This window comes from Sphingobium sp. CR28, assembly GCF_052327305.1.
In the GTDB taxonomy this organism is placed as follows: Bacteria; Pseudomonadota; Alphaproteobacteria; order Sphingomonadales; family Sphingomonadaceae; genus Sphingobium.
In genome coordinates, this window is the sequence record NZ_CP182486.1 from 2091826 (window position 1) to 2116770 (window position 24945).

Annotated in this window: 17 protein-coding genes and 1 pseudogene; 10 read left to right on the forward strand and 8 right to left on the reverse strand. The window is 59.5% G+C overall.

Annotated features, from left to right (window positions below):
- Positions 1–661: 661 nt before the first annotated feature.
- The 3 genes and pseudogenes from ACNAOH_RS10010 to ACNAOH_RS10020 all read right to left on the reverse strand — a co-directional run bounded on the left by ACNAOH_RS10010 (position 662) and on the right by ACNAOH_RS10020 (position 5351).
- Positions 662–1306, reverse strand: a complete 645-nt coding sequence (locus ACNAOH_RS10010; protein ID WP_443970037.1) for a tyrosine-type recombinase/integrase — start codon at positions 1304–1306, stop codon at positions 662–664.
- Positions 1307–1562: 256 nt separating this feature from the next.
- Positions 1563–2054: pseudogene (locus ACNAOH_RS10015) on the reverse strand (tyrosine-type recombinase/integrase); the annotation flags it as partial.
- A 426-nt stretch (positions 2055–2480) separates the two neighbouring features.
- Positions 2481–5351 carry a TonB-dependent receptor gene (locus ACNAOH_RS10020; RefSeq protein WP_443970038.1) on the reverse strand — a complete coding sequence of 957 codons (2871 nt, stop codon included), beginning with the start codon at positions 5349–5351 and terminating at the stop codon, positions 2481–2483.
- 292 nt (positions 5352–5643) lie between these two features.
- Here ACNAOH_RS10020 and ACNAOH_RS10025 point away from each other — a divergent pair, with 292 nt between their 5' ends.
- Positions 5644–6081: a thioesterase family protein gene (locus ACNAOH_RS10025; RefSeq protein ID WP_443970039.1), complete on the forward strand. Its 438-nt coding sequence runs from the start codon at positions 5644–5646 to the stop codon at positions 6079–6081.
- Positions 6082–6414: 333 nt separating this feature from the next.
- On the forward strand, positions 6415–7782 hold the full coding sequence (locus ACNAOH_RS10030) for a 6-bladed beta-propeller (protein WP_443970040.1): 1368 nt from the start codon (positions 6415–6417) through the stop codon (positions 7780–7782).
- A 168-nt stretch (positions 7783–7950) separates the two neighbouring features.
- Here the strand turns inward: ACNAOH_RS10030 and ACNAOH_RS10035 are convergent, their stop codons facing one another.
- The 3 genes from ACNAOH_RS10035 to ACNAOH_RS10045 all read right to left on the reverse strand — a co-directional run bounded on the left by ACNAOH_RS10035 (position 7951) and on the right by ACNAOH_RS10045 (position 10613).
- Positions 7951–8418: a cupin domain-containing protein gene (locus ACNAOH_RS10035; RefSeq protein WP_443970041.1), complete on the reverse strand. Its 468-nt coding sequence runs from the start codon at positions 8416–8418 to the stop codon at positions 7951–7953.
- 27 nt (positions 8419–8445) lie between these two features.
- Complete coding sequence (locus ACNAOH_RS10040; protein WP_443970042.1) at positions 8446–9255, reverse strand: maleate cis-trans isomerase family protein; 810 nt, start codon at positions 9253–9255, stop codon at positions 8446–8448.
- 71 nt (positions 9256–9326) lie between these two features.
- Positions 9327–10613, reverse strand: a complete 1287-nt coding sequence (locus ACNAOH_RS10045; RefSeq protein WP_443970043.1) for an MFS transporter — start codon at positions 10611–10613, stop codon at positions 9327–9329.
- A 618-nt stretch (positions 10614–11231) separates the two neighbouring features.
- Here ACNAOH_RS10045 and ACNAOH_RS10050 point away from each other — a divergent pair.
- Positions 11232–12665, forward strand: a complete 1434-nt coding sequence (locus ACNAOH_RS10050; protein WP_443970044.1) for a PQQ-dependent sugar dehydrogenase — start codon at positions 11232–11234, stop codon at positions 12663–12665.
- Positions 12666–12690: 25 nt separating this feature from the next.
- Entirely contained in the window at positions 12691–13389 is a 699-nt protein-coding gene (locus tag ACNAOH_RS10055) for a hypothetical protein (RefSeq protein ID WP_443970045.1), read from the forward strand.
- Between the two features lie 81 nt (positions 13390–13470).
- On the opposite strand, the gene ACNAOH_RS10060 is transcribed toward ACNAOH_RS10055, so the two are convergent.
- Positions 13471–14691, reverse strand: a complete 1221-nt coding sequence (locus tag ACNAOH_RS10060; protein ID WP_443970046.1) for a peptidyl-alpha-hydroxyglycine alpha-amidating lyase family protein — start codon at positions 14689–14691, stop codon at positions 13471–13473.
- 457 nt (positions 14692–15148) lie between these two features.
- Here ACNAOH_RS10060 and ACNAOH_RS10065 point away from each other — a divergent pair, with 457 nt between their 5' ends.
- Genes ACNAOH_RS10065 through ACNAOH_RS10075 form a run of 3 tightly spaced genes read left to right on the forward strand, consistent with a single transcriptional unit; the run spans position 15149 to position 17332 of the window.
- Positions 15149–15958, forward strand: coding sequence for a maleate cis-trans isomerase family protein (locus tag ACNAOH_RS10065; protein WP_443970047.1), 810 nt, complete (start codon positions 15149–15151; stop codon positions 15956–15958).
- Between the two features lie 43 nt (positions 15959–16001).
- Positions 16002–16772 carry a molybdate ABC transporter substrate-binding protein gene (locus tag ACNAOH_RS10070; RefSeq protein WP_443970048.1) on the forward strand — a complete coding sequence of 257 codons (771 nt, stop codon included), beginning with the start codon at positions 16002–16004 and terminating at the stop codon, positions 16770–16772.
- The gene (locus tag ACNAOH_RS10075) at positions 16769–17332 is read left to right on the forward strand and encodes a GlcG/HbpS family heme-binding protein (RefSeq protein ID WP_443970049.1); all 564 of its coding nucleotides are present in this window, start codon (positions 16769–16771) and stop codon (positions 17330–17332) included. The genes ACNAOH_RS10070 and ACNAOH_RS10075 overlap by 4 nt, the downstream gene beginning before the upstream one ends.
- Before the next feature lie 177 nt (positions 17333–17509).
- Here the strand turns inward: ACNAOH_RS10075 and ACNAOH_RS10080 are convergent, their stop codons facing one another.
- A complete protein-coding gene (locus ACNAOH_RS10080; RefSeq protein WP_443970050.1) occupies positions 17510–18661 on the reverse strand; it encodes an SMP-30/gluconolactonase/LRE family protein in 1152 nt (383 codons plus the stop codon).
- 373 nt (positions 18662–19034) lie between these two features.
- Between ACNAOH_RS10080 and ACNAOH_RS10085 the strand changes: the two genes are divergently transcribed.
- From ACNAOH_RS10085 to ACNAOH_RS10095, 3 genes are all read left to right on the forward strand, one after another.
- The gene (locus ACNAOH_RS10085; RefSeq protein ID WP_443970051.1) at positions 19035–21224 is read left to right on the forward strand and encodes an outer membrane protein assembly factor BamB family protein; all 2190 of its coding nucleotides are present in this window, start codon (positions 19035–19037) and stop codon (positions 21222–21224) included.
- A gap of 278 nt (positions 21225–21502) precedes the next feature.
- On the forward strand, positions 21503–24418 hold the full coding sequence (locus ACNAOH_RS10090; RefSeq protein ID WP_443970052.1) for a TonB-dependent receptor domain-containing protein: 2916 nt from the start codon (positions 21503–21505) through the stop codon (positions 24416–24418).
- Between the two features lie 174 nt (positions 24419–24592).
- Entirely contained in the window at positions 24593–24943 is a 351-nt protein-coding gene (locus ACNAOH_RS10095; RefSeq protein ID WP_443970053.1) for a hypothetical protein, read from the forward strand.
- Positions 24944–24945: the final 2 nt, after the last annotated feature.

The window sequence follows — 24945 nt, forward strand, 5'->3', positions numbered from 1 at the left end:
CAGCACTCACGCAAATCTCTCACAAGATAGAACGCGGGACGTTTGGTCCTTCAACCATGCAATCGAGAATGAGAAAAAGCACTTGAGGCAGGCGTAAAAGTTTCTCGGCAGACGTGTCGAGTTAAACAACGGATGCCGTAACGGAAAACAAATAGCATCAATCTGAATGACGCCAAGGACGGGGGTCAAGATCCTACCGTCAATAGTGCCGCTATGCGCCGGTTCACTAGCTGTTAATCGCATCGGCTTTTAATTAAATGGCGATGTTGCAGATCTGAAATATTGTCCAATTAAACATAAGGTCCGGGAGATAGTTTAGTTCGACCCTACTTGCCGTCCAGGCTGGAGGGGCATACATCCCCATGCGTGCAGCGCAGCATAACTCTGTGCTTCACATTTTAATAATCGGGTAAAGCCATAACAAAAATACAGTAAGGTACTGATAATGAATAATTTTAACTGTTACAAAATACTGAATATTGTATCTGTGCGCAACAGCGGGATCGCGTTTCATTAAAATTTTTATTGGGACTGCTGCAAAGAGTTTGCGGGCCCTCTCCAGTCATCAGTGAAGCCAGAAGATAATCACTTGTAAAGCAATGTCTTAGGCTTTCCCGGATGGTGAGGGACCGTAACAGGTCTCCTTAACTTTTGATGTCCTTTAGGGGTGGAGTGCCTCATAGGAACGGCTGGAAAGCGTTGGTGGACTTTTCCTCGCGCGCCGTCGTTGGGATGAACCCTCGTTCCACATCCTGCTCGCAATCTCGCGTTCTTCCCGACCCACCGCGCCAGTGTAGATCGCTGTCGTGCTGATGTCGGTATGCCCCATCCACTTCTGAACCATGTTTAATGGTACGCCTGAATGAATGGCGGAGACGCCAAAGCCGTGCCGGAACCCCTTGGCCGTGGCCTGCAGCCCGCTAATGCCGACCGCGTGCATGATGGCGGTGACCTTGCGCCAGGCCGTCATCCGTGACCAGGTCCACAACAGGCTATCGTCGCCAGCATCGTCGCGGCGATGCACTTTGTGGATGAGCTTCACCAGCTCCTGTGGCGCCGGAACTGCGCGATAGATGCCCTTTCTGCGCTTCTTGAGACTTTCGATGATGATACACTGGGAGCTGCGGTCCACGCTTTTCAGCGTGAGAGCCAGTGCCTCCGATATCCTGCATCCGGTAACCGCGAGCACCATGCAGAAGGTGTAGACTGTGGGTGACTCCTGAGCCGCGCGGGCCAGTATCGCCGTACGCTCCTCGTGGGTCAGATATTTGCGCTGTCCGTCGCCGCCAAAGACTAGATTCAGCATCCCCTGTCTCCCCGCTCATTGGGGGTTCTGAGGGTTGGGCAGCGTCCTTTGTCGCGCCGCAAATGACCGAAAAACAGGGGTTTGAAACAGTATTGGCTCGCATGTTTCGTGGCAGGCGGTGACGAGCCGGCGAAGAATGCGTTCCGTTCAGAAATGGCGCATCCTGCTCCATTCTGGATGTTTCGGAACGGACGCGGCTCCAGATTCTTTCGACGATTTCGCGCTCTTCCGGTCCGACAGCGACAGCGTAAAGGCTGGTGGTCTCGATGTTGGAATGACCAAGCCAAGCCTGAACGAGATTGAGCGGCGCGCCTGCGCCCAGAGCCGCAACAGCAAATCCATGGCGCAGTCCGCGCGGGCACGCTTGTGGCCCTTTCACTTTGGCGTTGACCAGATGGTCGTGAACATACCGCCAGGCTGTCGTTCGAGACCATGTCCAGATTGGTGACCCGCTGCTGCCGGAAATCTCCGTGAGAAGCCGTGCGAGGCCCGGAGAAATCGGAACGCGACGGAATATGCCCTTCCGGCGCTTCTTCAGACTCTCGAAGATGATTGTCGGCCCCGACATATCGATCCGACCGGGTGTGATCGAAAGTGCTTCCGAGATGCGGCACCCTGTTTCCGTGAGAAGTCGGCAAAAAGCATGAATATCTGAGGTGGCTTCTTCAGTACTATTGAGAAAGTCTCGTATTTCAGAACGGTTCAAATATTTCCGGCAAACATATACGTCAAATACAGACCAACTCATTATCCACCCCCTCCCCCAAAAAATCCGGCATAAGTTGATTTATTAAAGGGTCATGTTCTTTTAATACTCCAGTATTGCTGTTGTTAACCATGATATAAATGGAAAATCCGTCGCCAGAAAACGGACGAAAACTCCAAAACGGATTAAAGTTGATAGGGGAGGGAGTTCTGCTCTGCGTGGAAAAGTGGGGATGCTTTTCCCCGAAGTTGGGATAGCCGCGCTCTCAAGGCGCTGGACGAATTCCGCATGATCTCGGCTGGCATTCGTCCACGACGACATGTCGCCGGGCCATGTCCCCGGCTCATTTTAAGCCAGCTTGGTCGCCTCAATCAGAAACGGCGGGCCGTATGCCAGCCCGCCGTTCCTATTTCTTCAACCGTAACGGGTGACAGCGCTTTGGCCGCCACTCGCCTGACTCAGACAATCCTACAGCTTGAAACGCACGCCGAGCGAGTAGACCGTATCAAACCGAGAGAGGTCTGCAGCATAAAGCCGCTCGTTCTCCGCGCCCTTGCCGGCACTCTGTCTCTGGTAGTTGTCAAGAAGGTTGGCGACATCGAACGATAGCGTCAAATTGTCATTCACGCGATAATTCGCCGAGATGTCCATGTTCTCACGGACGCTGGCCCATCTTTGTTGTGGTTGCACGCCACCTGTGAAGTTGCCGACCAAGTAAGGCGAGTTGTATGTGTATGATACACGAAGGGAGAGCGGCCCCTTCTCGTAGATGCCAGTCAAGTTTGCGTGAAACTTCGGAACGTTATTGAATGGCGCATCAATGTAGGTGGCATTCACATCGAAGCCAAACCCACTGAAGAATCCAGGCAGAAAGTCCAGAAACTGCGAGTAGCCGGCTTCGATGCCCTTGATGGTCGCATCCTGGAAGTTTTCGGGGCGATTCAAGTTGTAGTCTTCACCATTCACCTGAACCACAGTCGTCTGAGTCTGGATGTAACCAGCCACCTCACGATAGAAGATCGATGCACCGATATGATTCACCCCGCCCCAATAATAGGTCAGGTCAAAGTCGTAGTTGGTGGACTTGACCGGCGCGAGCGCTGGATTGCCGCTCGTGATACTGCCCCGAATGGTTGCAGTCGGCGAGTTGACGGTTTCTCCGGGGTTGAGCTGCGCGAATGTCGGGCGCGTGACTGTCTTGCTATATGCGACACGAGCAAAGAGGCCTTGGAGTAGCTCTAGCCGCGCATTGAAGCTAGGTAGCCACTGGGTGTCGGTTACTTTTCCGTCAGTCCGTGTATAGACCAAGCAGGTGGTACAAGTCGCGTTAGCCCCCTGGTTTGCGGGCAGGGCCGGATTGAGTGGGACGTACCTGGATGAGAATCCCCCTTCTTCCAGGGTGGTCCTGATCATTCGGAGGCCGAAATTACCGTCCAGAGTCATGCCATTCTTAAAGTCGATGCCGTAGTTGGCTTTCAGGTATAAGGCGTTGCTTGTTTCCTTGACGTCGAAATGCTGGCTCGGTGTGAAATCCTGCGGACCGCTATAGCCGAACAGGTTCCGTACTTTTTCGAGGTTGTCGAAAATCCAAGCCTGATCGAGGTTGACCCAGCTGACCGTGCCATAGCGTCCGCCGAAGAAGCTGCCTTTGGTCGAGTGATAGGCATCCGCTCCCAGATCCCCGTAGGAGATACCGCCAACCGATGTGATAGCGCCCTGTCCCCTGTAGGGCTGCGGCGAGGATTCTGCACGATAGGCCCTGCAGGCTTCGCTGTTCGCTGCAAGCTGGCGATATTTGTTATAAGGATCGCTGCCGCCGTTTAGGCCCAGGCCATTCGTGACCGCGCAGTTCAGGCCAGTTCCGGCCTGGTCAGCCGTCGCCTGTCGAGAGTTGTAGCGATAGCCAACGTCAATCGACCGAAGGAAGGACGTATCGGAGACCTCATAATTGAGATCGAGGCGGCCAGAATATTCATGGCCCTTGCGGGGAACGACGAAGTCATACCATTGATCGAGATAGGTGTTGGGGCTTGACTGAGGATTGCCGGGCTGGTTGACGAAATAACCACCATCACCGTCGGGATTTACGGTAACGATCACACCCTCCGGCCCGTAATTATATTGCGCGTCGACAATTGCTCTGTCCGAGCGATCCTTTGAATGGGTGTAGTTGCCTTGCGCCTTCACCGTCAGACGGTCACTGGCTTCCCAGTTCAGGCCCGCTGCCAACTGGTGCGTGTCTTCCTTGCTCTTGACCGCCTGCATAGACGTAAGGCCGTAACAACCGCTCGGCAGGACCTGACCGATATTTGTGCCAGAAAAAGCCTTGTTGGCGGACGGGGACAGATTGGGGCAGGTGTTCATCAGGATCACGTTCACATCGCCGCCGGAGAATGTATCTAGCCCAGCGTAGAAATAGTCCAGATGAGCTTCCACAGCCCCACTGCTCGACTGCCACTGCAGCGATGAGTTGATTGTCGTCCGCTTAACCTCAGCATTGTTCTGACCCAGGAGCACCGTGCCCGGATAGGCAACCTGGCCCGCCGGAACACCCGTGGCCGGTCCACTACCGGCATCAGCAGCGGGGCGGAATTGCCGCCAAGGCTGGTTCTGATTCTGAATCCGGTCCTGCCTCGTCGTACGATCGCTATAGGCGGCGTTGACGAGGATGCCGATGTCACCGATGCCGGTTTCCCACCTGTTGCTCACCAGCAGGCTGCCCTGGGGCGAGACCTTCTTGTTGAGCGAACCATAGCTGCCCTTGATGGAGCCGGCGACTTCCAGGCCGGAGAAATCGAGCGGGCGATGCAGTTCCACATTGATCACGCCCGCAATGCCGCCCTCGATGTCGCTGGCTTCGGGCGCCTTCTTGACGTCCACGCGGGCCAGCAACTCGGCAGGAAAGTCCGGCAAAGAGATGGATCGGCTGGAACTGGTGAAGATCTGTCGACCGCTCAGCGTTGTCGCGATGTCCGGCAAACCGCGAATGAGTACCACGCTGGGCTCGGCGCTGTCGCGAATGATCGAGACGCCTGTAACGTGCTGCAAGGCCTCGACGACGTTGTTGTCCGGAAGCTTGCCAATGTCCTCTGCAACGATTGATTGCTGTAGAGACGTGGCATTTCTCTGAAGCTGCAGAGCACTGCCAACAGAAGCGCGAACGCCCGTAACAACAATATCCTGATCTGTTGCCGATTTTGGCTGAGATGCTGTATCCGAAGAAGAAGTTGTATTTTGTGCAAATGCCGGTCCGGCGCTGAGCGCCAAAACCAAAGCACTCGCGCCAACTCCAAGAAGAATAGGCGCGCGTCTACGCGAGCGTGTTTTCAACGCTTTCATAAAATCCTCCCCTTTAAACTCCAGATTAGCGCGTGCTAATTTGCGAGCTTATGTTTTAGTCACGGACGGCATGTTTGACGCTCCATGAATGGAGAGTATCAAAATATTTCCCGCTTATAACAAATTGTGCTTTTTTGTTCGGCGATCAGGATATGCTATCAGTCTCGCGCCGGTGCAGACCGGCCGTTTGCGACTGATCGCACGGCGTGGACCTCGCCGCAGCATCGTTGAAAGCGTGCCCAGCAGCGCGCCGCCGTTGACTGTCTCTCTTCTACGCCCCAGAGTATCGGTCATGAGCGATATCGATTTGCCGCCTCTGCAGGCGGGCCTTCGTCATAGTGAAACCCTTCTGGTCGAAGACAAGCACCTGGTCCCTGCGCTTGAAGGGCCGCTGTCCGGCGTGGCGGATATGCCTCCGGTCTTTGCCACCGCGATGATGATCGGATTTATCGAGCAGACGTGCATTGAGGGTCTGCGGCCCTTTCTGGCCGATAGCCAGTTCACCGTTGGCACCCATGTCGACGTGAGCCATCTTGCGGCGACACCGGCTGGCATGACTGTCACCGCCACGGTGGAGTTGGCCGAGGTCGACGGACGAAGCTTGCTGTTCACTGTGCGCTGTGAGGATGACGCCGGCCTGATAGGCGAGGGCAAGCACCGCCGTGCCATCATCGACTATGATCGCTTCATGGCCCGCTTGAAGACGAAGGCAGATACGATCGGCCAATAAGCCGGAGTGTTTGCGCAGGGTGTTCTGACGAGCAAAACCGCCGGCCCGACCAGAACGATAAAGATCCCGTATCGTGCTGGGTGAAATTGCAATTTGTCCGGTCTGTCTCAAGGCCGTAGGCTCCTTAACCTGACGCGAAGTCATGCCTTGCGACCGAAAAGGCGCGAGGCGCAACCGAGCGCTGTTCGCGGCAATGATGTGCGCTTGATCGAGGCTCGGTGCTTTCAGGCAGCAAGAATGTGAAACCAGAGAGGGTAGAGGATGTTTAAGGTGGATCTAGGAAATACGTTCACGCTGGGTTCGCGGTTGCTCGGAGGCTGCTGCGCATCGGTCATGGTGCTCGCCAGCAGTGCGGCGGTCTCCCAGAGCTTGCCGACGAGCGGCCCGGCCGAAAACGGTCAGCCCGAATGGTTCATCTATCAGGCGCCGGCAGGTGGCCCCGGCGGAGCCGGCGGTCGCGGCGGTTTCACCCCGCGCCCGACCCCGCCGATCGCGGAGTGCGCTGCGGATTCGGCAAAGCTTGGTATCTCCGGCCCGACCGAACGCAACGAGCTGATGAAGCGCTGGAAGGAAGTGTCGCCTGCGTGCGTGAATGCCCTCGCTTTGCCGACGATTACCGAGACCACGATCGATCGGTCCGGTACGCCAACGTGCGTGCGCTCGGTGATGTGCATGTCCAGCAATGGCCAGGGCATCAGCTGGAACGTCAATCCCAGCGGCCTGTACAACGGGACCAACAACGTCCAGCGCGTGCAGTGGCGCTCCAACCCGGTCAATCTGGGCTACAAGCCCGTCTATCCCTACAGCCTGATCAAGGACGCCAACGGCGCGGTCTCGGTCGGTGTCGATTCCAAGGACAACGTGTGGGTGATCCAGCGCGCGCCCGTTGGCGTCGACGCGATCAGCAAGTTCGACGCGAACGGCAAGCTGCTGTTCACGCTCGGCGACAGCGTGATCGGTCACTTCCACAAGGCGCACGGCATGAATGTCGACGCCAACGATAACGCCTACTTCGCCGATCCGAGCGGTGCCGTCATCCTGAAGATTAGCCCCGAGGGTAAGGTGGTGAAGACCTTCGGCACGCGCGGCAAGCGCGGCGACTGGGATGAAGCCAAGGGTCAGCGTCTGCTGTGGGAGCCGGTTTCGATCGCCTTCGATCCCCGCAACGGCGACATGTACATCGGCGAGGGTCACGGCGCCGAGAGCCCCAACGACCGTCAATCGGGCGAGCCGCACAACACATCAGGCGCCGCCCGTGTCATCCGCCTCGACAAGGATGGCAACTTCATCAGCCAGATCTATGGCAACATGATGGGCGCGGGCCACTTCTGGCAGGCCCACGACATCGCGATCGACCCGACGAACGGTGACTTGTGGATCGGTGACCGCGAGGAGTACCGGATCGTCATCTACACGAACAAGGGCGAGTACAAGAAGACGCTGCAGATGCGTAACCTGGTCTGCAACATCTCCTTCCACCCCCAAACCGGCGACCCCTGGATCGGCACCGGTCTGGACAGCCAGTTCCTTCGCCTGGACCGTGACGGCAAGATTCTGGGTGTCATCGGCAACGGGCCGGGCACCGGCGAGGGTCAGATCGGCGAGACCGGCTACATCCGCTGGGACAGCAAGGGCAACATGATCGCCGGGTCAACCACTCAGGCCCGCGTCGTCAAATGGATCGCGCCAAAGAACCAGTAATGAACTGAACAGGTGAGGGGCTGGTCGCGCGGCTCGGAGCCCAGGACGCAAATCCAGTCCCTTCCTATAGTCCGACGTGACACCGTTGTAATAAGGAAAAAGGCCAGAGCCGCTTAGCGGCCCTGGCCTTTTCTTTGATCTGGAGCGTGTAGCCCGGCTGACTGAACGCTAGGGAACGTTGACCGCCACAGGCGCGCCTTCTTCCTTCACCAGAACGGATACGAGCTGCGCCGGTTCGGTCTTGCTGGCGTTCCTGACTGTGTGCGTATTGCCGCGCGGGTTGTACATGCCTTCACCCGCTTTCAGCGTGAAGGGCGGCTTGCCGACCACTTCGAAGGTCACGCTACCCTTTAGGATATAGTTATATTCCCAGCCCGGATGCGCATGACGCGCCGAGTAGGAACCGGGCGGGAAATTGGCGATGTACATCACGCTGTCCACGCCTTTGCCGTCGGCCGTTTTCAGGCCATCGAGCTTGCCTTCCAGCAGCGCTGGCTCGCGCGTCGGCGCGGGTTCGCTGGCGGCGGTGGTGGAAGGCGTTGAAGGAGCGGGCTGCGCAACCGCAACGGCCGAACAGGCTCCCAGCATGCTCGGCAGGAGTATGCCCAGCGCAAGGGTATTGCAGATCTTATTCATGGGGGGGCGTTCCAGTCATTGCTGATTCTAGTATTTTTCGAGGAGTGAACCGAAGCCTTTGAACTGGTCGTTGATGCCCATTTTGCGCAGGGCTGCCCAGTAGATGGCGACACCGACGGAGAAGACGGGGAGGCCGAGCCAGCGCTCGGCTTCGTCTGCGACATGGGCGTAGCGCAGGTTGGTGCCCAGCTGGATGATGGCGTCGGGCTTGGCCTCGGCGAGCTTCTTGGTTGCCGGGATCAGCGTGTCGGGAAGCTGCGAGCCGACATGGATGATGCTCTTGCACTTGAGCCCTTCGACCGCGACGACCTCATAGCCCTTCTCGGTAAAGTACTGCACCGCGTTCTTGTCGATCACCGGATAATAAGGCGTGAGCAGTGCGATGCGCTTGGCGCCTACCTTCTCGAACGCCAGCTCGGCCGCCTCGGCGCCCACCGTCACGTCGCAACCCGCGCGCTCCTTGAGCTCCTTGCGCAGCGCCATGCTGCCCTCGACACCGCCCATGAAGCTCTCGGACGACATGCCCATGATCAGATGGTCCATCTGACCCTGCACCAGACCATCCACCGCATTGGCAACGTTCGCACGCGTGTGCGCCATGATCAGGCGCCAGTCATCGTCAGAGCGAACCTCCTGGTTCGGCACATAATAACGGTTCACGATGTTGATGACGCCCGGCGGGCACATCTCGTGCATCTCGTTCTCGACAATCGTGTTCGGCGCTGGCGTCAGGATACCGAACTTGCAGCGCGGACCCATCGCATCAGGAAAACGATCCTTGTCAAACCGAACGCCGTCCATCCCCGCAGCGCTCACAGAACGATCTACTTCACTCACCACTCTCTCCAATCATCCAAGAGATCACACACCCAAATCGCACAAAAGGCACCTTGAATCCACGTTTTGACTCAGGCCTCCGCCGGTTCAGCATCTCCATAAACGCGCTTGGAAGCGTCGATCCGCGTGAACAATATCGCCGCGATGAGCCCCAGAACGCCCAGAACCGAAAAGGCGGCGTTCCAGCTATAGGCCGTCACGAGATAGCCAGTGCCGGCGGCCGCAACCGTCTGCCCGATGCTGCCTGTCGAGTTCATGACGGCGGACACCGATCCGGCGAACTCGTCGCCGATATCGAGGGCCACGGCCCATGACACGCCAACAGTGAGTTCGAGGAAGAACACGGCCGCCGCGAACACCCAGATGCCGATCTCCGGGTTCGAAATGTTGATGGCGAGCATGATGAATCCGCCCGCTCCCAAAAAGCCGACGATCGCGACAAGGCGACGGGCCCAGGTGAGGCCGATGCGCTCGACCAACCGGTCGGACACCAGGCCACCGAGCAGGTCTCCGCCGACGCCCGCCATCAAGGGCACGCTCGCGTAAAGGCCCATCTTGGCGAGATCCATATCATGGGTGTCGACGAGATATTTGGGGAACCACGAGAGGTATATGTTGATGCTGTAAGCGTAGCAGGCATACATCGCCGCGAGCAGCCACATTTGCGGACTGTGCAGGATCTGCTTCCAGGGAACGCTCTGGTTGGCGCGGGCCTTGCGGTTCAGTCCGGTGCGTATCAGGTCGCGCTCTTCCTGATTGAGCCCGCTATGCTCCTCGGGTTTGTCCCGATAGTAGAAGAACCACACCACGCCCCACAGCAGACCCAGGACCGCGAAGATCAGGAAGGGTGCGCGCCAGCCCCACGCCAGGATCATGGCTGCCACGATGACGGGCGTGACTGCCCCGCCCAGCCGCGAGCCGGCGTGCGTCAGCCCCTGTGCCCAGCCTCGTTCAGTGGGCAGCATCCAGTGAGAAAGGGAGCGAGTGGCTATCGGAAAGGCGCCTGCCTCACCTGCGCCAAAGAGAAAACGGCACACGATCATCGACGATGCCGAGAAGGTCATTGCCGTCATCGCGGTAAATGTAGACCACCAGACCACGATCATGGTCAGCGCCTTGCGCGGCCCGATTCGATCCCCGATCCAACCCGAGGGAATCTGGAAGATCGTGTAACTGATCTGGAAGGCCGCGAGGATCCACCCGATGGTTATCGTCGAAAAGCCGAACTCTTTCTGGATCGACGGAATCGCGGCGGAGATGACCACCCGGTCCATATAGGTGATAAGATAGAGGGCAACGGTCAGCCACAGGACGACATGACGAACTCGTGTGGGACGTGCGGCCGGGGCGGCGGTCATCTTCTCTCTCCGAAAAATTGAAGACGAAGGCCGCCTTCTTGTCGTTCAGCACCGGCACGCGCCAGCGCGTGAGTTACCGTGATTCTTAGTCGAAAGCGGGGGCGGATATGTTTGCTTCCAGGTGGCGTGGGTGGACCGTGGCGGTGGTCAACCCTGTCAGCCGCGTCGCTCTTCTGTCCTGTTTGTCCTGCATCCTCTCTCCACTATCATTCTTGTATTTATCAGGACTTGCCACCTGGCATCCGCTTCCGCGACGCTCGCATCTAGTTACCGGCCTGCCGCCGCATAGGACCAATCGCGATAATGCTATCAGCGATTACGGATCGTAATCCAGCCTGCCGCAGTCGGATGTACCCCATTACGAAAGCTGATCGTTCACTGGAATTAGATGATTGCTCTGGCTTAAAATGCGCTGGCGAGGCGTCCGAACCTCTGCCAGTGCTACGCCCGAAGAAACATTAAGAATGGGCGTGGAGAGCTGTGAGCGCAAAATCGGGTCTCGCTTTGATCGCGGCAGGGTGTGCCGCCGTCTTCGGTCTGCAACAAGTATTGGCTCAGCAGGCGCCCGCTGGCGCTCCGCCACCCGCGTCCAACGGACCGAGCCCGCTGGGCGTGCCGATGAACGCGGCCTTCGGCATGGGCGACGCGCCGGATACCTACACCAACAGTTGCGCGAGCTGCCACGGCACCGACCTTTCGGGCGGGCGCGGGCCGAGCCTGTTCAACCCCGCCTTCCTTGCCGAGCGCACGGACGAGCAGCTGCACGCGACGATCCTGAACGGCATCCCGAGCGGCGGCATGCCCGGCTTCAAGGGACAGCTGGACGATGCCCAGATCGGGCGTTTGCTCGCCTATATCCGCATTCGTGGCGGACAGCTGGCGCAGGCGCCGGCAGCGGTGAAAGACCCGACCGACCTGATCATCAAGAGCAAGCGTCAGACGGTCCGCATCGATGTGGTCGCCGCCAATATCGACACGCCGTGGGGTGAGGCGTTCCTGCCTGACGGGCGCCTGCTCGTCACCGAGCGCCCGGGCAAGATCCGCATCGTCGATCCGAAGAAGAAGGGCAGCACGCCGCTGACCGTCACCGGCACGCCGACGCCGTGGGTGCGCCAAGATGGCGGCTTCTTCGACATCGCGGTGGCAGGCGACAAGAAGAATCCGTGGATCTACCTGTCCTATGCCGAGGTGTTGCCGGGCTATGACAAGCCGCTGCCGGGGCCGGGCGCGATTTCCAAAGATGGTCCGCAGCTGCCGCCGGCGATGACTCGGATCATCCGTGGTCAGATCAATGCCAAGGGCCAGTGGATCAATCAGCAGGACATCTTCCGCGGCCCGGACTCGATGTATACGCAGAGCGTCATCCATTACGGCTCGCGCTTCCTGGTCGACGGCAAACACATCTTCTACACGCTCGGCGATCGCGGCGACATGACGCACTCGCAGAAGCTGGATTCGCCACTCGGCAAAATCCACCGCGTGAACCTCGACGGATCGGCGCCTGCGGACAATCCGTTCGTGAATACGCCCGGAGCGATCAAGACGATCTGGAGCGTCGGCAATCGCAATGCCGAGGGTCTGTCCTATGATCCGCGCACCCGCTTGCTGTGGGAAAGTGAGCACGGACCGACCGGTGGCGATGAAATCAACATCATCGAGAAGGGCAAGAACTACGGCTGGGGTGTGGTGTCCAAGGGGCTCCAGCCTGGGATCACGCTGCAAAGCAAGGAAGGCATGGTCGACCCGATCCGCTATTATACTCCAGCCATTGCGCCGAGCGGCATCACCTTCAACACGGGCAACAAATATCCGGGGTGGAAGAACAACCTGTTCCTGACGGCGCTCGCCGGCCAGAAGCTGATCCGATACCAGATCGAGGGTCGCAAGATCGTCGAGGAAGAGATTCTGTGGGACCAGTACGGCCGTACCCGCGCCGTGATCATGGGGCCGGACGGTCTGCTCTACGTGCTGCTGCAAAATGCGACAGGCGGTCGCGTCGGCACTGGTCAATCGACGCCGGGCATGGTTGTACGGCTCGTCCCGCAGCCCTGAACCAAGCCCGAAACGAGGAAGAGACGTGACGCCTGAGTTGAAGGAGACCTTGTCCAAGGTCTCGACCGCATCCGTTGCCAGCGCGCTGCTGAAGCTTGGCCTGCGCAATATCTGGATACGGGGCGCTATGCCGATCGCGGGTGGCGGCGCTCACAGCGTCGGAGAAGCCTTCACCATGCGCTTTCTGCCGATGCGCGAAGACTTGGTCGGCCCCGCTCTGGCCAAGCTCCCGAACACACGGGCTGCGATCGAGGCAATGGAGGCGGGCAGCTTTGTCGTCGTCGATGCCATGGGTGTCACGGATGCCGGGGTGGCAGGCGATGTGTTGTGCGCACGCATGACGCTGCGCGGCGGTGTCGGCCTGGTCACCGATGGTGCGATACGCGACATTGTGGGCGTAGAGACCTCCGGTCTGCCGGTCTGGTCACGCGGGACTGCATCGCCGGCGCCGGGCAATTCGCTGACCTTCATCGACTGGGGTCTGCCAGTCGCCTGTGGCGGGGTCACAGTGTTTCCGGGCGACGTGATCGTTGCCGATCGCGATGGTGCGGTGGTGATTCCCCAGACAATCGCAGAACAGGTGGCTGCGGAGGCCGCCGAGATCGAGCGCTTCGATGCGTGGGTCGTCGAGAAGGTGGCTGCGGGCGAGCCACTGCCAGGCCTTTATCCGCCTAACGCGGACAATCAGGCGCGCTATAAGCGCGAAACCGCAGCTGGCGCCTGAAGCGCACAGTCACTGTCTCTCATATCTTGAGCAAAAAGCACCGGGGCGGTCGGCTCCGGCGCTTTTTGCCGCTTGTTCAGATCAGAGTTCCGGCTTGCGGCTATATTTCGCCACTTGCCCGAACGGCGCCACCTGCGAAGAGAAGATGTTGCCGGCCCCGTCGGCGGTCACGCCTTCGGCCCCCGTCGTGCCGCGCAGCGGTGCCCAGGGGGAGGGGTTGCCGAGCACATCGGGGATGAAGGCCGTGACCTTGCCGGTTTTCGCATCGCCGACATGGACGCCGCGAACATACGCATTGCCGGTCGAGACATGCGACGTGGAATCGGCCGAGTAGATCACGTCGTTCTTGTCGATATAAAGGCCAGCGGGTCGGCCGAACTGCTTCCACTCGTCGAGCTTCTTGCCCTGCTGGTCATAGATGACGATGCGGCCGTTGCCGCGATCGCCGACGAACAGGCGTCCCTGTGAATCCATCGCCAGCGAGTGGCTGCAATCGCTGGTAAAGGCCCCCTCGTCCTTGCACAGGAACCATTCGCGCAGATATTTGCCGGCCTTGTCGTACACCATGATGCGCGGCTGCATGTTTTCCAGCTCGTGTCCGTCCGCGACGAAGATCGTGCCGTCCGGCGCCACGACGAGGTCTGACGGCTGGTTGAAATGATAATTGTCCTGGCCATAAACACCGGCCGTGCCCAGCGTCATGAGCAGCTTTCCGGTGGGTGAGAATTTCAGGATCTGGTTGCCCTTGGGCGGCGTGCCTGCCGGCGGGGTAACGCCGCCGCGTGGCGCCAGGTTCGACACTGTATCGGACACCCAGATATTACCGTCGCGATCGATCCACATGCCGTGGGGGAAGCTGAAGAGATTGGCGCCGAACGAACGGACGAAATTCCCGTTGGCGTCGAACTTCATGATCGGATCGACACCGCTGTCGAGGCAGCCATTCACTTCGCAGCGCCGCGCGATCCAGATCGACTTGCCATCGTTATCGACGTGGATCGCGCTGGTCGCGCCCAGCTTGCCCTTGCCCTTGGGCATTTTCAGCCAGGTTTCGTCGCGGTTGTAGGGGTTGGGCAGGTTGATGTCGGCCTTGGAGCGCAGCGACAGGTTATAGTCACCCTGAGGGATGCCGATCTCGGAGCCGGGGCAGCGGATCTGGTTGCCCTTGCAGCGAGATGCCGCACCGCTCGTGAAGGTCTGTTCCGACTGGGCCTGCGCGGTGCTTCCGGTGGCCATTACGAGAAGCGCCGCGATCGCGCCGAAGGCCTTGGCCGCCATACGGGTCGAAGTTGGAGCCTGCATCACGTCTCTCCCAATTTTATCGTTCGATTTGAAGTCAGCCTAAGGGATGCCAACCGAGCGACGCCAATAACGAATGGCCGTGCCCCGATCGGAATTGCTTATGTCTATGTCGGCAAACAGCTGATTTTTGTCACATATGATTGCTGCATTGCGTCTTCGCATCGTGCGCTGGAAATCGCGTTCGGGCAAGGATGGCCCCTGACGATCACGCCCGCGGAACTCGATCATATTATCTGATCGCTGGGGTGGTTATTGCAATTTGCGTCGCGGGCTGCCCGCTTTCTAAGTCGATCGTAGGAGCGGTGCCGTTCCATTTGGAGCCCTTGGCATACCCATTTGAAGAGCGGCGAGGCGGAGACGCCTTGCAGGGATCGCGACGACTGATTGCTTCGGCAAGTGCCGGGCTTTTATTGGATATGGCGATCGATTGTGATCCCCTTGATGATTGGAGAGAGTGGTGAGTGAAGTAGATCGTTCTGTGAGCGCTGCAGGGATGGAAGGCGTTCGGTTTGACAAGGATCGTTTTCCTGATGCGATGGGTCCGCGCTGCAAGTTCGGTATCCTGACGCCAGCGCCGAACACGATTGTCGAGAACGAGATGCACGAGATGTGCCCGCCGGGCGTCATCAACATCGTGAACCGTTATTATGTGCCGAACCAGGAGGTTCGCTCTGACGATGACTGGCGCCTGATCATGGCGCACACGCGTGCGAACGTTGCCAATGCGGTTGATGGTCTGGTGCAGGGACAGATGGACCATCTGATCATGGGCATGTCGTCCGAGAGCTTCATGGGCGGTGTCGAGGGCAGCATGGCGCTGCGCAAGGAGCTCAAGGAGCGTGCGGGCTGCGACGTGACGGTGGGCGCCGAGGCGGCCGAGCTCGCGTTCGAGAAGGTGGGTGCCAAGCGGATCGCGCTGCTGACGCCTTATTATCCGGTGATTGACAAGAACGCGGTGCAGTACTTCACTGAGAAGGGCTATGAGGTCGTCGCGGTCGAAGGGCTCAAGTGCAAGAGCATCATCCATGTTGGCTCGCAGCTTCCCGACACGCTGATCCCGGCGACCAAGAAGCTCGCCGAGGCCAAGCCCGACGCGATCATCCAGCTGGGCACCAACCTGCGTTACGCTCATGTCGCAGACGAAGCCGAGCGCTGGCTCGGCCTCCCCGTCTTCTCCGTCGGCGTCGCCATCTACTGGGCTGCCCTGCGCAAAATGGGCATCAACGACCAGTTCAAAGGCTTCGGTTCACTCCTCGAAAAATATTGAGGCGGGAACCAGCCACAGAACGATAATTTGGAGGCGGGCGACGATGACGAAGGCTTATCAGTGGATGGTTGGTTTAGGAGCAAGCGCGAGCGTCGCGCTGGCTCTCTCGTCAGCGGCGCTCGCCGAAACCGGCCCGGTGCTCAATGTGTACGCCACCGGGGTGGCGCAGAACGCTTTGCGCGTGATGCAGCTCAATTATGCGGAAGCGGCTAGAAGCGGCTGGGAATACGGACCGAACTTCACCCAGACGGGTGGGACGGACGCTCGCGTCGTCGGCCTGCTCAAGGATGGCGCCGCTGCCGATATCGTGGTCGTGCAGACCAGCGAGATGGCGGGTCTCGAGAAGGCCGGACTTGTCCGGCCCGGCACGGTTAAGCCGCTCGGTCGCGTTGACATCGCGGTCGGCGTCAAGGCCGGTGCGCCCCGGCCGGATATTTCGACCTATGCGAAGTTCCGGGATGCTCTGCTCGCCGCGGGCACAGTCGCCTATACGGATCCCAAATCAGGGAGCGCCGGCGGCAAGCTCATCGACAGCGTTCTGGACAAGCCGGAATTCGCAAATCTCAAGCGCGTGCATAATGCGCGGGTAGCAACTGGAGAAGTTCCGATCTGGCTCGAGGCCGCTGGCCAGCTGCGCGGTTCCTATGGGGTCGACGAGGTGGGTCTGCTTCCCCAGAGTCTCAACGCTAATCTTCAGTTCTCGATCGCGGTCGGAGCGAACGCCAAAAATCCCGAAGCCGCGATTGCATTCGAAAACTATGTCCTGCAGCGGCAGTTCGCGCCGGTGTGGACCAAATGGGGTGTTGCCCGATGAAAAGTCGCTTTTCCCGCGGTCTGGCCCTGATTGCTCTGGGTCTGCCGTTCGCTCTCAGCGCAGCCGATGCGCAGGTGACCTTCACGACGCCGAGCAATGAGGCGGCGCAGGCTCCCAGACCCACCCGTGATCGGGGGCCGGCTCTGGCGCCTTCCGTGGTCGCTGCGCAGACAGCCGTCGAGGCTTGTGCTGCACGGGGCTATCAGGTCACTGCTGTGGTGGTCGATTCCGCCGGTCTGCCGGTCGTCCTGCTTTCGGGCAACGGCGCTGCGGCGATCACCCAGAGCATTGCCATGGGCAAGGCCGTTTCCAGCATGAGGAACGGAAAGCCGAGCGGCGCACTGGCGGCCGAAGCACGGACCAATCAGGAACTGGCCGCGAAACTTGCAGCCGATCCTCAGCAGGGTCCGCAGCGTCCGGGCGGTCTGCCGATCCTGGCGGGCGCTGACGTTATCGGCGCGATCGCGGTGAGCGGAGCGCCGGACGGTAACTGGGACGCCGAGTGTGCACAGGCCGGGTTGAACAAGGCTGCAGCGGGTTTCAAGTCAGCCAAGCGCTGACATGAACCGATCCCGGCGCATTTAATCTGCGCCGGCCAAAAACAAAGACGCCGGGAGCCCGTTGGGTTCCCGGCGTCTTTGTTTGTTTGCTCGTTCTGGATGTCGGCAACGATGTGCGGATCCGGTAGAACGACCGGAGAGGAGCGGGTGATCGAGCCACCCGCTCCCGTCCTTGTCTCAGGCGCCTTTGCGGGCGATCTTGGAGACCTTCACCTTGGCACGGATCAGGCGCTTGTTCGACGTCATGTAGACATAGCCGTCCGCGCCGAACTCGCAGTTGGAAATGCGGTCGTCGGCCTTGATGGCGCCCAGTCTGCGGCCGTCCGGGCTGAAGATCGTTATGCCAACGCTGCTCGAAGCCCAGATATTGCCCCGATCGTCCACCTTCAGGCCATCGCCGCCCGTGACCACCGAACGCGGCACGAACACGCGCCGGTTCGATACATCGCCGCGCGCGTCGACATCGAAGACCACCCAGCCCGAGGAATCGGTGCAGTAGAGCTTCGAGCCATCCGGAGAGAGGCCGATGCCGTTGGGCCGCAAGGACTTGTCGATAAGGGTGACGCTGTTGTCCGGATTGAGCCGGAAGACGCCCGTATAGTCCATCTCCCGGTCCGGACTGTTGAAGATGTTGTTGAGACCGAACGGCGGATCCGTGAAGAACACCATGCCGTTGGGATGAAGCACCATATCATTGGGGCTGTTGAAGCGCTTGCCTTCGAAGCGATCAGCAAGCTTCGTCTTCTTCTTGGTCTTGAGGTCGATAATGGCGATTGCGCGGTTGCCCTGATCGGCGACCATCAGGCCGCCGCGAGCGCGGATCATGCCGTTGGTGCCGGGCTCCTGTAGATTGGGTGCCCAGGTTTCGCCATTGGGGCCTTCATAGCCCGAAGGCTGCAGCCAGGTTTCGCCGGGCGCCTTGGTGGACCCTTTGACTGGCATCTGCCACTTGACGATCTTGTTGTTGCGCGTGTCGGAGCACAGCAGGTAGCCGTCCTTGCCGCCGACCCATACCGGACCTTCCACCCAGACGAACCCGTCGAGAATCTTCTCCACCGGCGTGCTGACGTCGATCAGAGCGGAGAGGGCTGGGTCCATTTGCTCCACGGAGCCGACAACCGGGAAGGGCGGGAAGATCGGCGGGGTTGGCGGGGCAACCTGAGGGCCCGTGACCGGAGGGCGCATCGGCGGAGGGCCACCGGCAGGACCGCCCGGAGGGCCGGGAGGTGCGCCCGGCGTCGGGCTTGCGGCAGGCTGGCTCAGCGCCCGGGTGGCGATGGCCGCGGCTCCAGCGGCAATCACGGTCCGACGCGAAAATTTGTAGTTCATTATGGTCTCTTCCTCCCCAGATCAGCGAAGCGATCCAGCTTCTGCTCCATGCTGCACAAATTTAAAGACGATTTGTTGTAATATTTTTCACCCGCGATGCGTGGGGCACGTCTCACGCTCCACGGCGACTGGCTCCCCTATTTGCCCAGAGGCAATCCAGAATGGCTTTACGATATGGGTGTGCGGCTCGACTGGCAAATCGGAATGTCGCCGCGATTGATCCTGTTATCTGATCCATTTTCCGAGCCGCACGCCGAGGGTATCACATATCCTGATCGAAGTGGCGGCATTCGCTATTGGCGTGCTATGAGGCACCTGCCTAGGCTGGGTAACTGCCTAGCGAACTTAAACAAAAAATGGATTTCTGCGCAGAATGACCAAGGAGCTGGATCGCCGCCATTTGCTCGCCTCTGCCTCTGGCGTGGCACTTTTGGGTTTCACGAAACTAAGTTTGGGAACCGCGTTTGCCCAGGGCAGCGCGCCCCGGCCCGGTGCCGGCCCCGCCGCGTCGGGGGTGGCGCCCGCTTCCGGATCGGCGCCCGCTGACACCAATTGGTACTCGTATGCGGCCGATCTCTCGGCGACTCGCTACGCGCCGCTGGACCAGATCAACGCGACGAATTTCAACTCGCTCGAGGTTGCCTGGCGCTTCAAGACCGACAGTTTCGGATCGCGCCCCGACGCCTATTTCAACGCCACGCCGCTGGTGGTGAACCGCAAGCTGTACAGCACGGTCGGTTTTGACCGCTACGTTGTCTGCCTCGATCCGGGCACGGGCCAGATTCTCTGGACCTATCGCCATGATGAGAAGGGGCGTCTGGGTGCGCGTGCAGGTTCGGGCTTTGGCCTTGCGCACTGGACCGACGGCACGGAGGAGCGCATCCTCTTCGTGACCCGGAGCTACCAGCTCATTTCGCTCGATGCCAAGACGGGTCGCCCGGATCCCAACTTCGGGGACGGTACGGAGGTGGATCTTCGCAAGGAGTGGGACGCCGAGATTGATCCGGTGAAGCCCATTGTCGGCCTCCATGCCGCCCCGACGATCGTCAGAAATACCGTAGTCGTGGGCAACGCCTCGACATCCACGAACATCGGTCACTTGCGCGGCTATGATGTGAAGACCGGCAAGCGGAAGTGGATTTTCCACACAGTACCCAAGAAGGGCGAGTTCGGTTACGATACCTGGATAGTTCCCGGTCAGGCCGAGAAGGCGACGAACACCGGCGTCTGGGCGCCCATGTCCGCCGATCCGGAACTCGGTCTGGTCTATGCCGGCGTCGAGCTTCCGCAGACCGATTATGTCGGCACGACCCGCCATGGAGACGGCCTGTTTTCCGAAACGCTCGTCGCGCTGGACTGCGAAACCGGCGAACGCAAGTGGCATTACCAGCTTGAGCATCACGGCATCTGGGACCGCGACGTGCCCTGCGCCGCCATTCTGCTCGATCTGCCCGGACCTCGGGGGCGCGTCATCAAGGCGCTGGCGCAGCCGAGCAAGCAGGGCTTCCTGTTTGTGCTCGATCGCACGACCGGCAAGCCTGTCTGGCCCATCCCGGAGAAGAAGGTGGAGATCGGTAATGCGCCGGGCGAGTGGTATTCGCCAACGCAGCCCTTCCCCAGCAAGCCGCCGCCATTCACCCATCAGGGTTTCAAGCCCGAGGATGTCATCGACTGGACGCCCGAGATCAAGGCGCGCGCGCTGGAGATCATTTCCCATTACAAACTGGGTCCGATCTACACGCCGCCTAGCATGGTGAGTGACACCAACTGGGGCACGCTGGCTGTTCCGGAATCGCAGGGTGGTGCCAACTGGCCCGGTGGCTCAGTGGACCCCGTGAACAGCCTATTCTATATCTACAGCAAGGCGAACACCCAGGTGTTTGGCGTTCAGGTCGGTGCCAGCGGGCAATTGACCAGCGCCTTCGGTGGTGTGGGTCGCGGCAATAATGACAATATGGGTGGCGCTTTTGGTGGCGCTGCCAATCCCGGCGGTCGAGCGGGCAATGGTGGCCCGGTTCCGCCCGGCACCAAGGATGGTCTCAACGACCCAATCACCAAGGGCATGTTGACGATCGGTGGCATGTCTTTGCTCAAGCCACCATGGGGTCGCATCACCGCGCTGGACCTGAAGACCGGCACGAAAATGTGGGAAGTCGCGCACGGCGAAACGCCCGATTTCGTGACCAACAACCCGCTCCTCAAGGGCGTTAAAGTTCCGCGCACCGGCCAGTCGGGCATTCTCGGCGTCATGACCACCAAGTCATTGGTGATCTGTGGAGACAGCGGCCTGTTCACGGACGAGAAGGGCCGCAAGGCGGCCCGGTTGCGCGCTTATGACAAGATGACGGGCACCGAGGTGGGTGCCGTGTTCATGGACCAAGCGCAGACTGGATCGCCGATGACCTACATGTTCGGCGGGCGGCAATATATCGTGGTCGCCAGCGGCGGTCTGAACGGCGCCGAGTTGATCGCTTATCGCCTGCCTGCTCCGGCTGGGTCGGTTCCGCCGGAAGGACGGGGGCCGCGTCCGGGGCCATCGACCGGCGCTGCGCCTGATTTGTAAGAAACTTTGTGACCCCTTGGCTCAGTCAAGGGGTCATTTATTGTTATAGATCCAAAATGATATCAGTGACACCGGCAAATATGGAGCGGCGTCACTACCAATAGATTTTACATATTGAGTAATAAATCGGACATTTTGAAATAATCATGCTTTATGATCGCATAACTTGATCGACTCCGATACTATTGAAATTTGTAATGGGGTGATTTTCCTCTCAAAGTCTAATCTGGCTTTGCTCGACCAATAAATATTGGCGACGCCACTTAGAGGAGAGGATAATGCAAAAGTCTCTAAAGAGGGGAATCTCTACACTAACGCTTGCTGCCGCTATCGCTGGCGTGACTTCGGGCGCTTATGCGCAGCAATCACCAGCGGCCGATCAGGCGCCCGTTAGCGCCGCCAGCGAATCCCGCGCCGCTGCGGACGATCTCGCTAGCGATCAGGACGTCATCGTTACCGGGTCTCGCATCATGGCCAACGGCTTTCAGGCGCCCACGCCTGTTACAGTCGTCAGCACCGAGCAATTGCAACGAACTGCCCCTGGCACGATTGCGGAAGGCCTCAATCAGTTGCCGCAGTTCGCCGGTTCGCGGTCCAACACCACGCCCGGCGGCCTGGGTAACACGCCGTCGACCGGTAACTATCTCAACTTGCGTAACCTGGGATCGCTGCGCACGCTGGTCCTGCTCGATGGTCAGCGTCTGCCGCCGACCAGCTATGAAGGCATCACTGACTCCAACATCATTCCGCAGGCCTTGATTCAGCGCGTTGAGGTCGTGACCGGCGGCGCATCGGCGGCTTATGGTTCGGACGCCGTGTCCGGCGTCATCAACTATGTGCTCGATACCAAGTATAATGGCGCGAAGGGGCAGATCCAGTACGGCAAGACCGAATATGGCGACGCACCGACGCTGAAGGCCAATTTCGCCTTCGGAACCAACATCACCGATCGCATCCATGTTCTCGGCAGTTACGACCATTACGAAACCAAGGGCATCGTGGGTAACGAGTCGCGCCCATTGGGTCGTTTCAACTGGCTGCGCACCGGAGCCGGCACGCAGGCCAATCCTTACAGGGAATTCCAGAATGTCCGCTTCTCGAACGCCTCTTACGGGACGCAGATCAGCACGGCGAACCCTGCCACTGTTCCGGGCACGACCAACCCCTTCCCCCTACGCGGTTATGAGTTCCTGCCGGGCGGTCTGGCCGTCCCCATGGATCTTGGTACGCCCACGGGTTCGGCCGGTGCCAGCGTAGGCGGTAACGGTCCGGTCGTCCTTGGCCGCTCGCTGACCGGCACCCAGAACACCGAGCAGCTTTTCGGTCGTGTCGATTTTGAGGTGACGTCAGATCTTCAGGCGTTTGCGCAGTTTTCCTACACCGATTCCTTCGCAAGCTCGATCAGCGTTGGCTCGGGTACGCAGGTTGGCGACTTCCGGATCTTCACGGACAATGCGTTCATTGCCGATTCGACCCGCGCCATCCTGCAGGCGGCTGGCGTCCAGAGCTTCATCGGCAGCCGTATTCAGGCCGACCAGCCGCCGAAGCTTCAGGAGCTCTTCCAGAAGGCAGGAATCTTCGTTTCCGGTCTCAGGGGCAAGCTGGGCGAGTACAACTGGGATGTGGGATATTCGCATGGCGAGACCCGGCTGAAGTCCTCGCACTACGGCAACTTCAACAACCAGCGTTATTATGCCGGCCTGGATGCTGTGAAGAATGCGCAGGGCCAGATCGTGTGCCGCATCACGATTACCAATCCCGGCCTTCTGGACGATTGTATTCCGTTCAACATCTTCGGCAACGGCTCGCCCTCTCAGGCGTCCTATGACTATATCAGCCAGTCGGCTGACTTCGCCGTCAAACAGAAGATGGACATCTTCACGGCCAACCTTTCCGGCGAGGTCCTGCAGCTTCCTGCAGGCGCTCTATCGGTGGCGGTAGGCGCAGAATATCGCAGCCAGAGCCTGGTACAGACGTCCAATGCCGATCCCTCCCAACCGATCGATTTGACAGGCATACGCACCAGCCCGAACCCATTCCTGCTGAAGTTCAATTCCACGAACGTCGGCGCGACCTCTGCCAAGCAGAACGTCAAGGAAGCCTATATCGAGCTGGCTATTCCTCTTCTCAAGGACGCGCCGTTCGCTCAGGAGCTGAGCCTTAACGCGGCGGGCCGTTATACCGACTATTCGACCAGCGGAAGCGTGAAAACCTGGAAGCTGGGCGCGAGCTGGACTCCGGTCGACTCCATCCGCTTCCGCGCTACGCGGTCGCGCGATATCCGGGCGCCTACTCTTAACGAGCTGTTCGCCGCGACCAACTCGGGTCAGGTGGCGTTTCTCGATGTCCACACCAATACCAATGCCCGCCTGACGACGATCAACACGGGTAACCCGAATCTGACGCCTGAGCTTGCCGACACGTTTACTGCCGGTGCCGTTTTCTCACCGTCGTTCGTGCCCCGTCTCCAGTTCTCGGTCGACTATTACAAAATCAAGATCAAGGACGCGATCGGCACGCCCAACCAGCAGCAGATCTATGACGAGTGCGAGGCGTCGCGCGGAACGGCAGGGGTTTGCTCGACTATCATTCGTCCGTTCCCGTGGGAGAATACGACTCCGGCCAACTTCCCGACCCGGCGCCTGTCTTTCCCGATCAATCAGTCGTCCGTCGAAATCTCCGGTCTCGATTTCGAGATTTCGTATCGTGCGGAGTTCAATGGAGGCATCGTATCCGACAGCTCCACGCTGGATATCCGCCTGATTGGTGGTCAGCTGTTTGATTATCTGACTCAGAACGACCCGAAATCGCGTGTTCTTCAGACCGACAATTCGGGGAACAACAGCAAGACCAGAGTCAATCTGGCCTTCAACTATCGTGACGGGCCGATCGGTCTGTCGACGCAGACTCGTTATATCGGCAAGCGCAAGAAAACGCAGGATCCGAGCCTGTTCTACGCTGATGGTTACAGCAACGACATTCCGTCGCGCATGTATACGGATGCCACGGCGAGCTATCGTTTCGAGCGCTACGGCGGCAATTTCGAGGCTTATTTTACTGTCACCAACCTGTTCGATCGCGATCCGCCGCTCATTCCGGGCGGTGGTCAACCCGGACAGCCTTATCCGACCAATACGCTGGTCTACGATATCTTTGGCCGGACCTATACGGCGGGTATTCGCTTCAGGTTCTAGTCATCCAAATATCCGTATCAGGGGTGGGCCGTCCGAAAGGGCGGCCCATTCGCGTCCGGTAATATCGTCGGGCGGGGCGTATTCGCCAGTCGATTGCGTCTTGACGCTTTGAGCGACGTGAATTTACGGACTGAATCTGGAGAGTGGCCGGTGGGTAAAGTGAGCTTGAAATCTATGAATTCTCTGACAGCCCTGGTGACCCTGAGCGTCTTGGGCGCCGGTACATTCGTTGCGCTCAGTCCTGCTAACGCGCAATCAGCGGACCTTCCCGAAGGCCCCGGCAAGGCGCTCGTTCAGGAAAGCTGCACGACCTGCCACGGCGTGGATCTGGTTACGGCGCAGCGCCGTTCGCCCGACGAGTGGACGGAAGTGGTCAATCGCATGGTCGGAAACGGCGCCGAGTTGACCGAGGAGCAGAATAAGGCCGTGCTGGCTTATCTCGGGACATATCTCGGCAAGGGGTCTGGGACCGCCGCCGCTGCATCCCCAGCCGCTGACGCAAGCCACGCAGGCGCGCACCATTAAAG

Excerpts from the sequence above, each read along its gene's own strand:
- ACNAOH_RS10010 (WP_443970037.1), bottom strand. The coding sequence starts at position 1,306 with ATGCTGAATCTAGTCTTTGGCGGCGACGGACAGCGCAAATATCTGACC.
- ACNAOH_RS10020 (WP_443970038.1), bottom strand. The coding sequence starts at position 5,351 with ATGAAAGCGTTGAAAACACGCTCGCGTAGACGCGCGCCTATTCTTCTT.
- ACNAOH_RS10025 (WP_443970039.1), top strand. The coding sequence starts at position 5,644 with ATGAGCGATATCGATTTGCCGCCTCTGCAGGCGGGCCTTCGTCATAGT.
- ACNAOH_RS10030 (WP_443970040.1), top strand. The coding sequence starts at position 6,415 with ATGGTGCTCGCCAGCAGTGCGGCGGTCTCCCAGAGCTTGCCGACGAGC.
- ACNAOH_RS10035 (WP_443970041.1), bottom strand. The coding sequence starts at position 8,418 with ATGAATAAGATCTGCAATACCCTTGCGCTGGGCATACTCCTGCCGAGC.
- ACNAOH_RS10045 (WP_443970043.1), bottom strand. The coding sequence starts at position 10,613 with ATGACCGCCGCCCCGGCCGCACGTCCCACACGAGTTCGTCATGTCGTC.
- ACNAOH_RS10050 (WP_443970044.1), top strand. The coding sequence starts at position 11,232 with ATGAACGCGGCCTTCGGCATGGGCGACGCGCCGGATACCTACACCAAC.
- ACNAOH_RS10060 (WP_443970046.1), bottom strand. The coding sequence starts at position 14,691 with ATGCAGGCTCCAACTTCGACCCGTATGGCGGCCAAGGCCTTCGGCGCG.
- ACNAOH_RS10070 (WP_443970048.1), top strand. The coding sequence starts at position 16,002 with ATGACGAAGGCTTATCAGTGGATGGTTGGTTTAGGAGCAAGCGCGAGC.
- ACNAOH_RS10075 (WP_443970049.1), top strand. The coding sequence starts at position 16,769 with ATGAAAAGTCGCTTTTCCCGCGGTCTGGCCCTGATTGCTCTGGGTCTG.
- ACNAOH_RS10080 (WP_443970050.1), bottom strand. The coding sequence starts at position 18,661 with ATGAACTACAAATTTTCGCGTCGGACCGTGATTGCCGCTGGAGCCGCG.
- ACNAOH_RS10085 (WP_443970051.1), top strand. The coding sequence starts at position 19,035 with ATGACCAAGGAGCTGGATCGCCGCCATTTGCTCGCCTCTGCCTCTGGC.
- ACNAOH_RS10090 (WP_443970052.1), top strand. The coding sequence starts at position 21,503 with ATGCAAAAGTCTCTAAAGAGGGGAATCTCTACACTAACGCTTGCTGCC.
- ACNAOH_RS10095 (WP_443970053.1), top strand. The coding sequence starts at position 24,593 with ATGAATTCTCTGACAGCCCTGGTGACCCTGAGCGTCTTGGGCGCCGGT.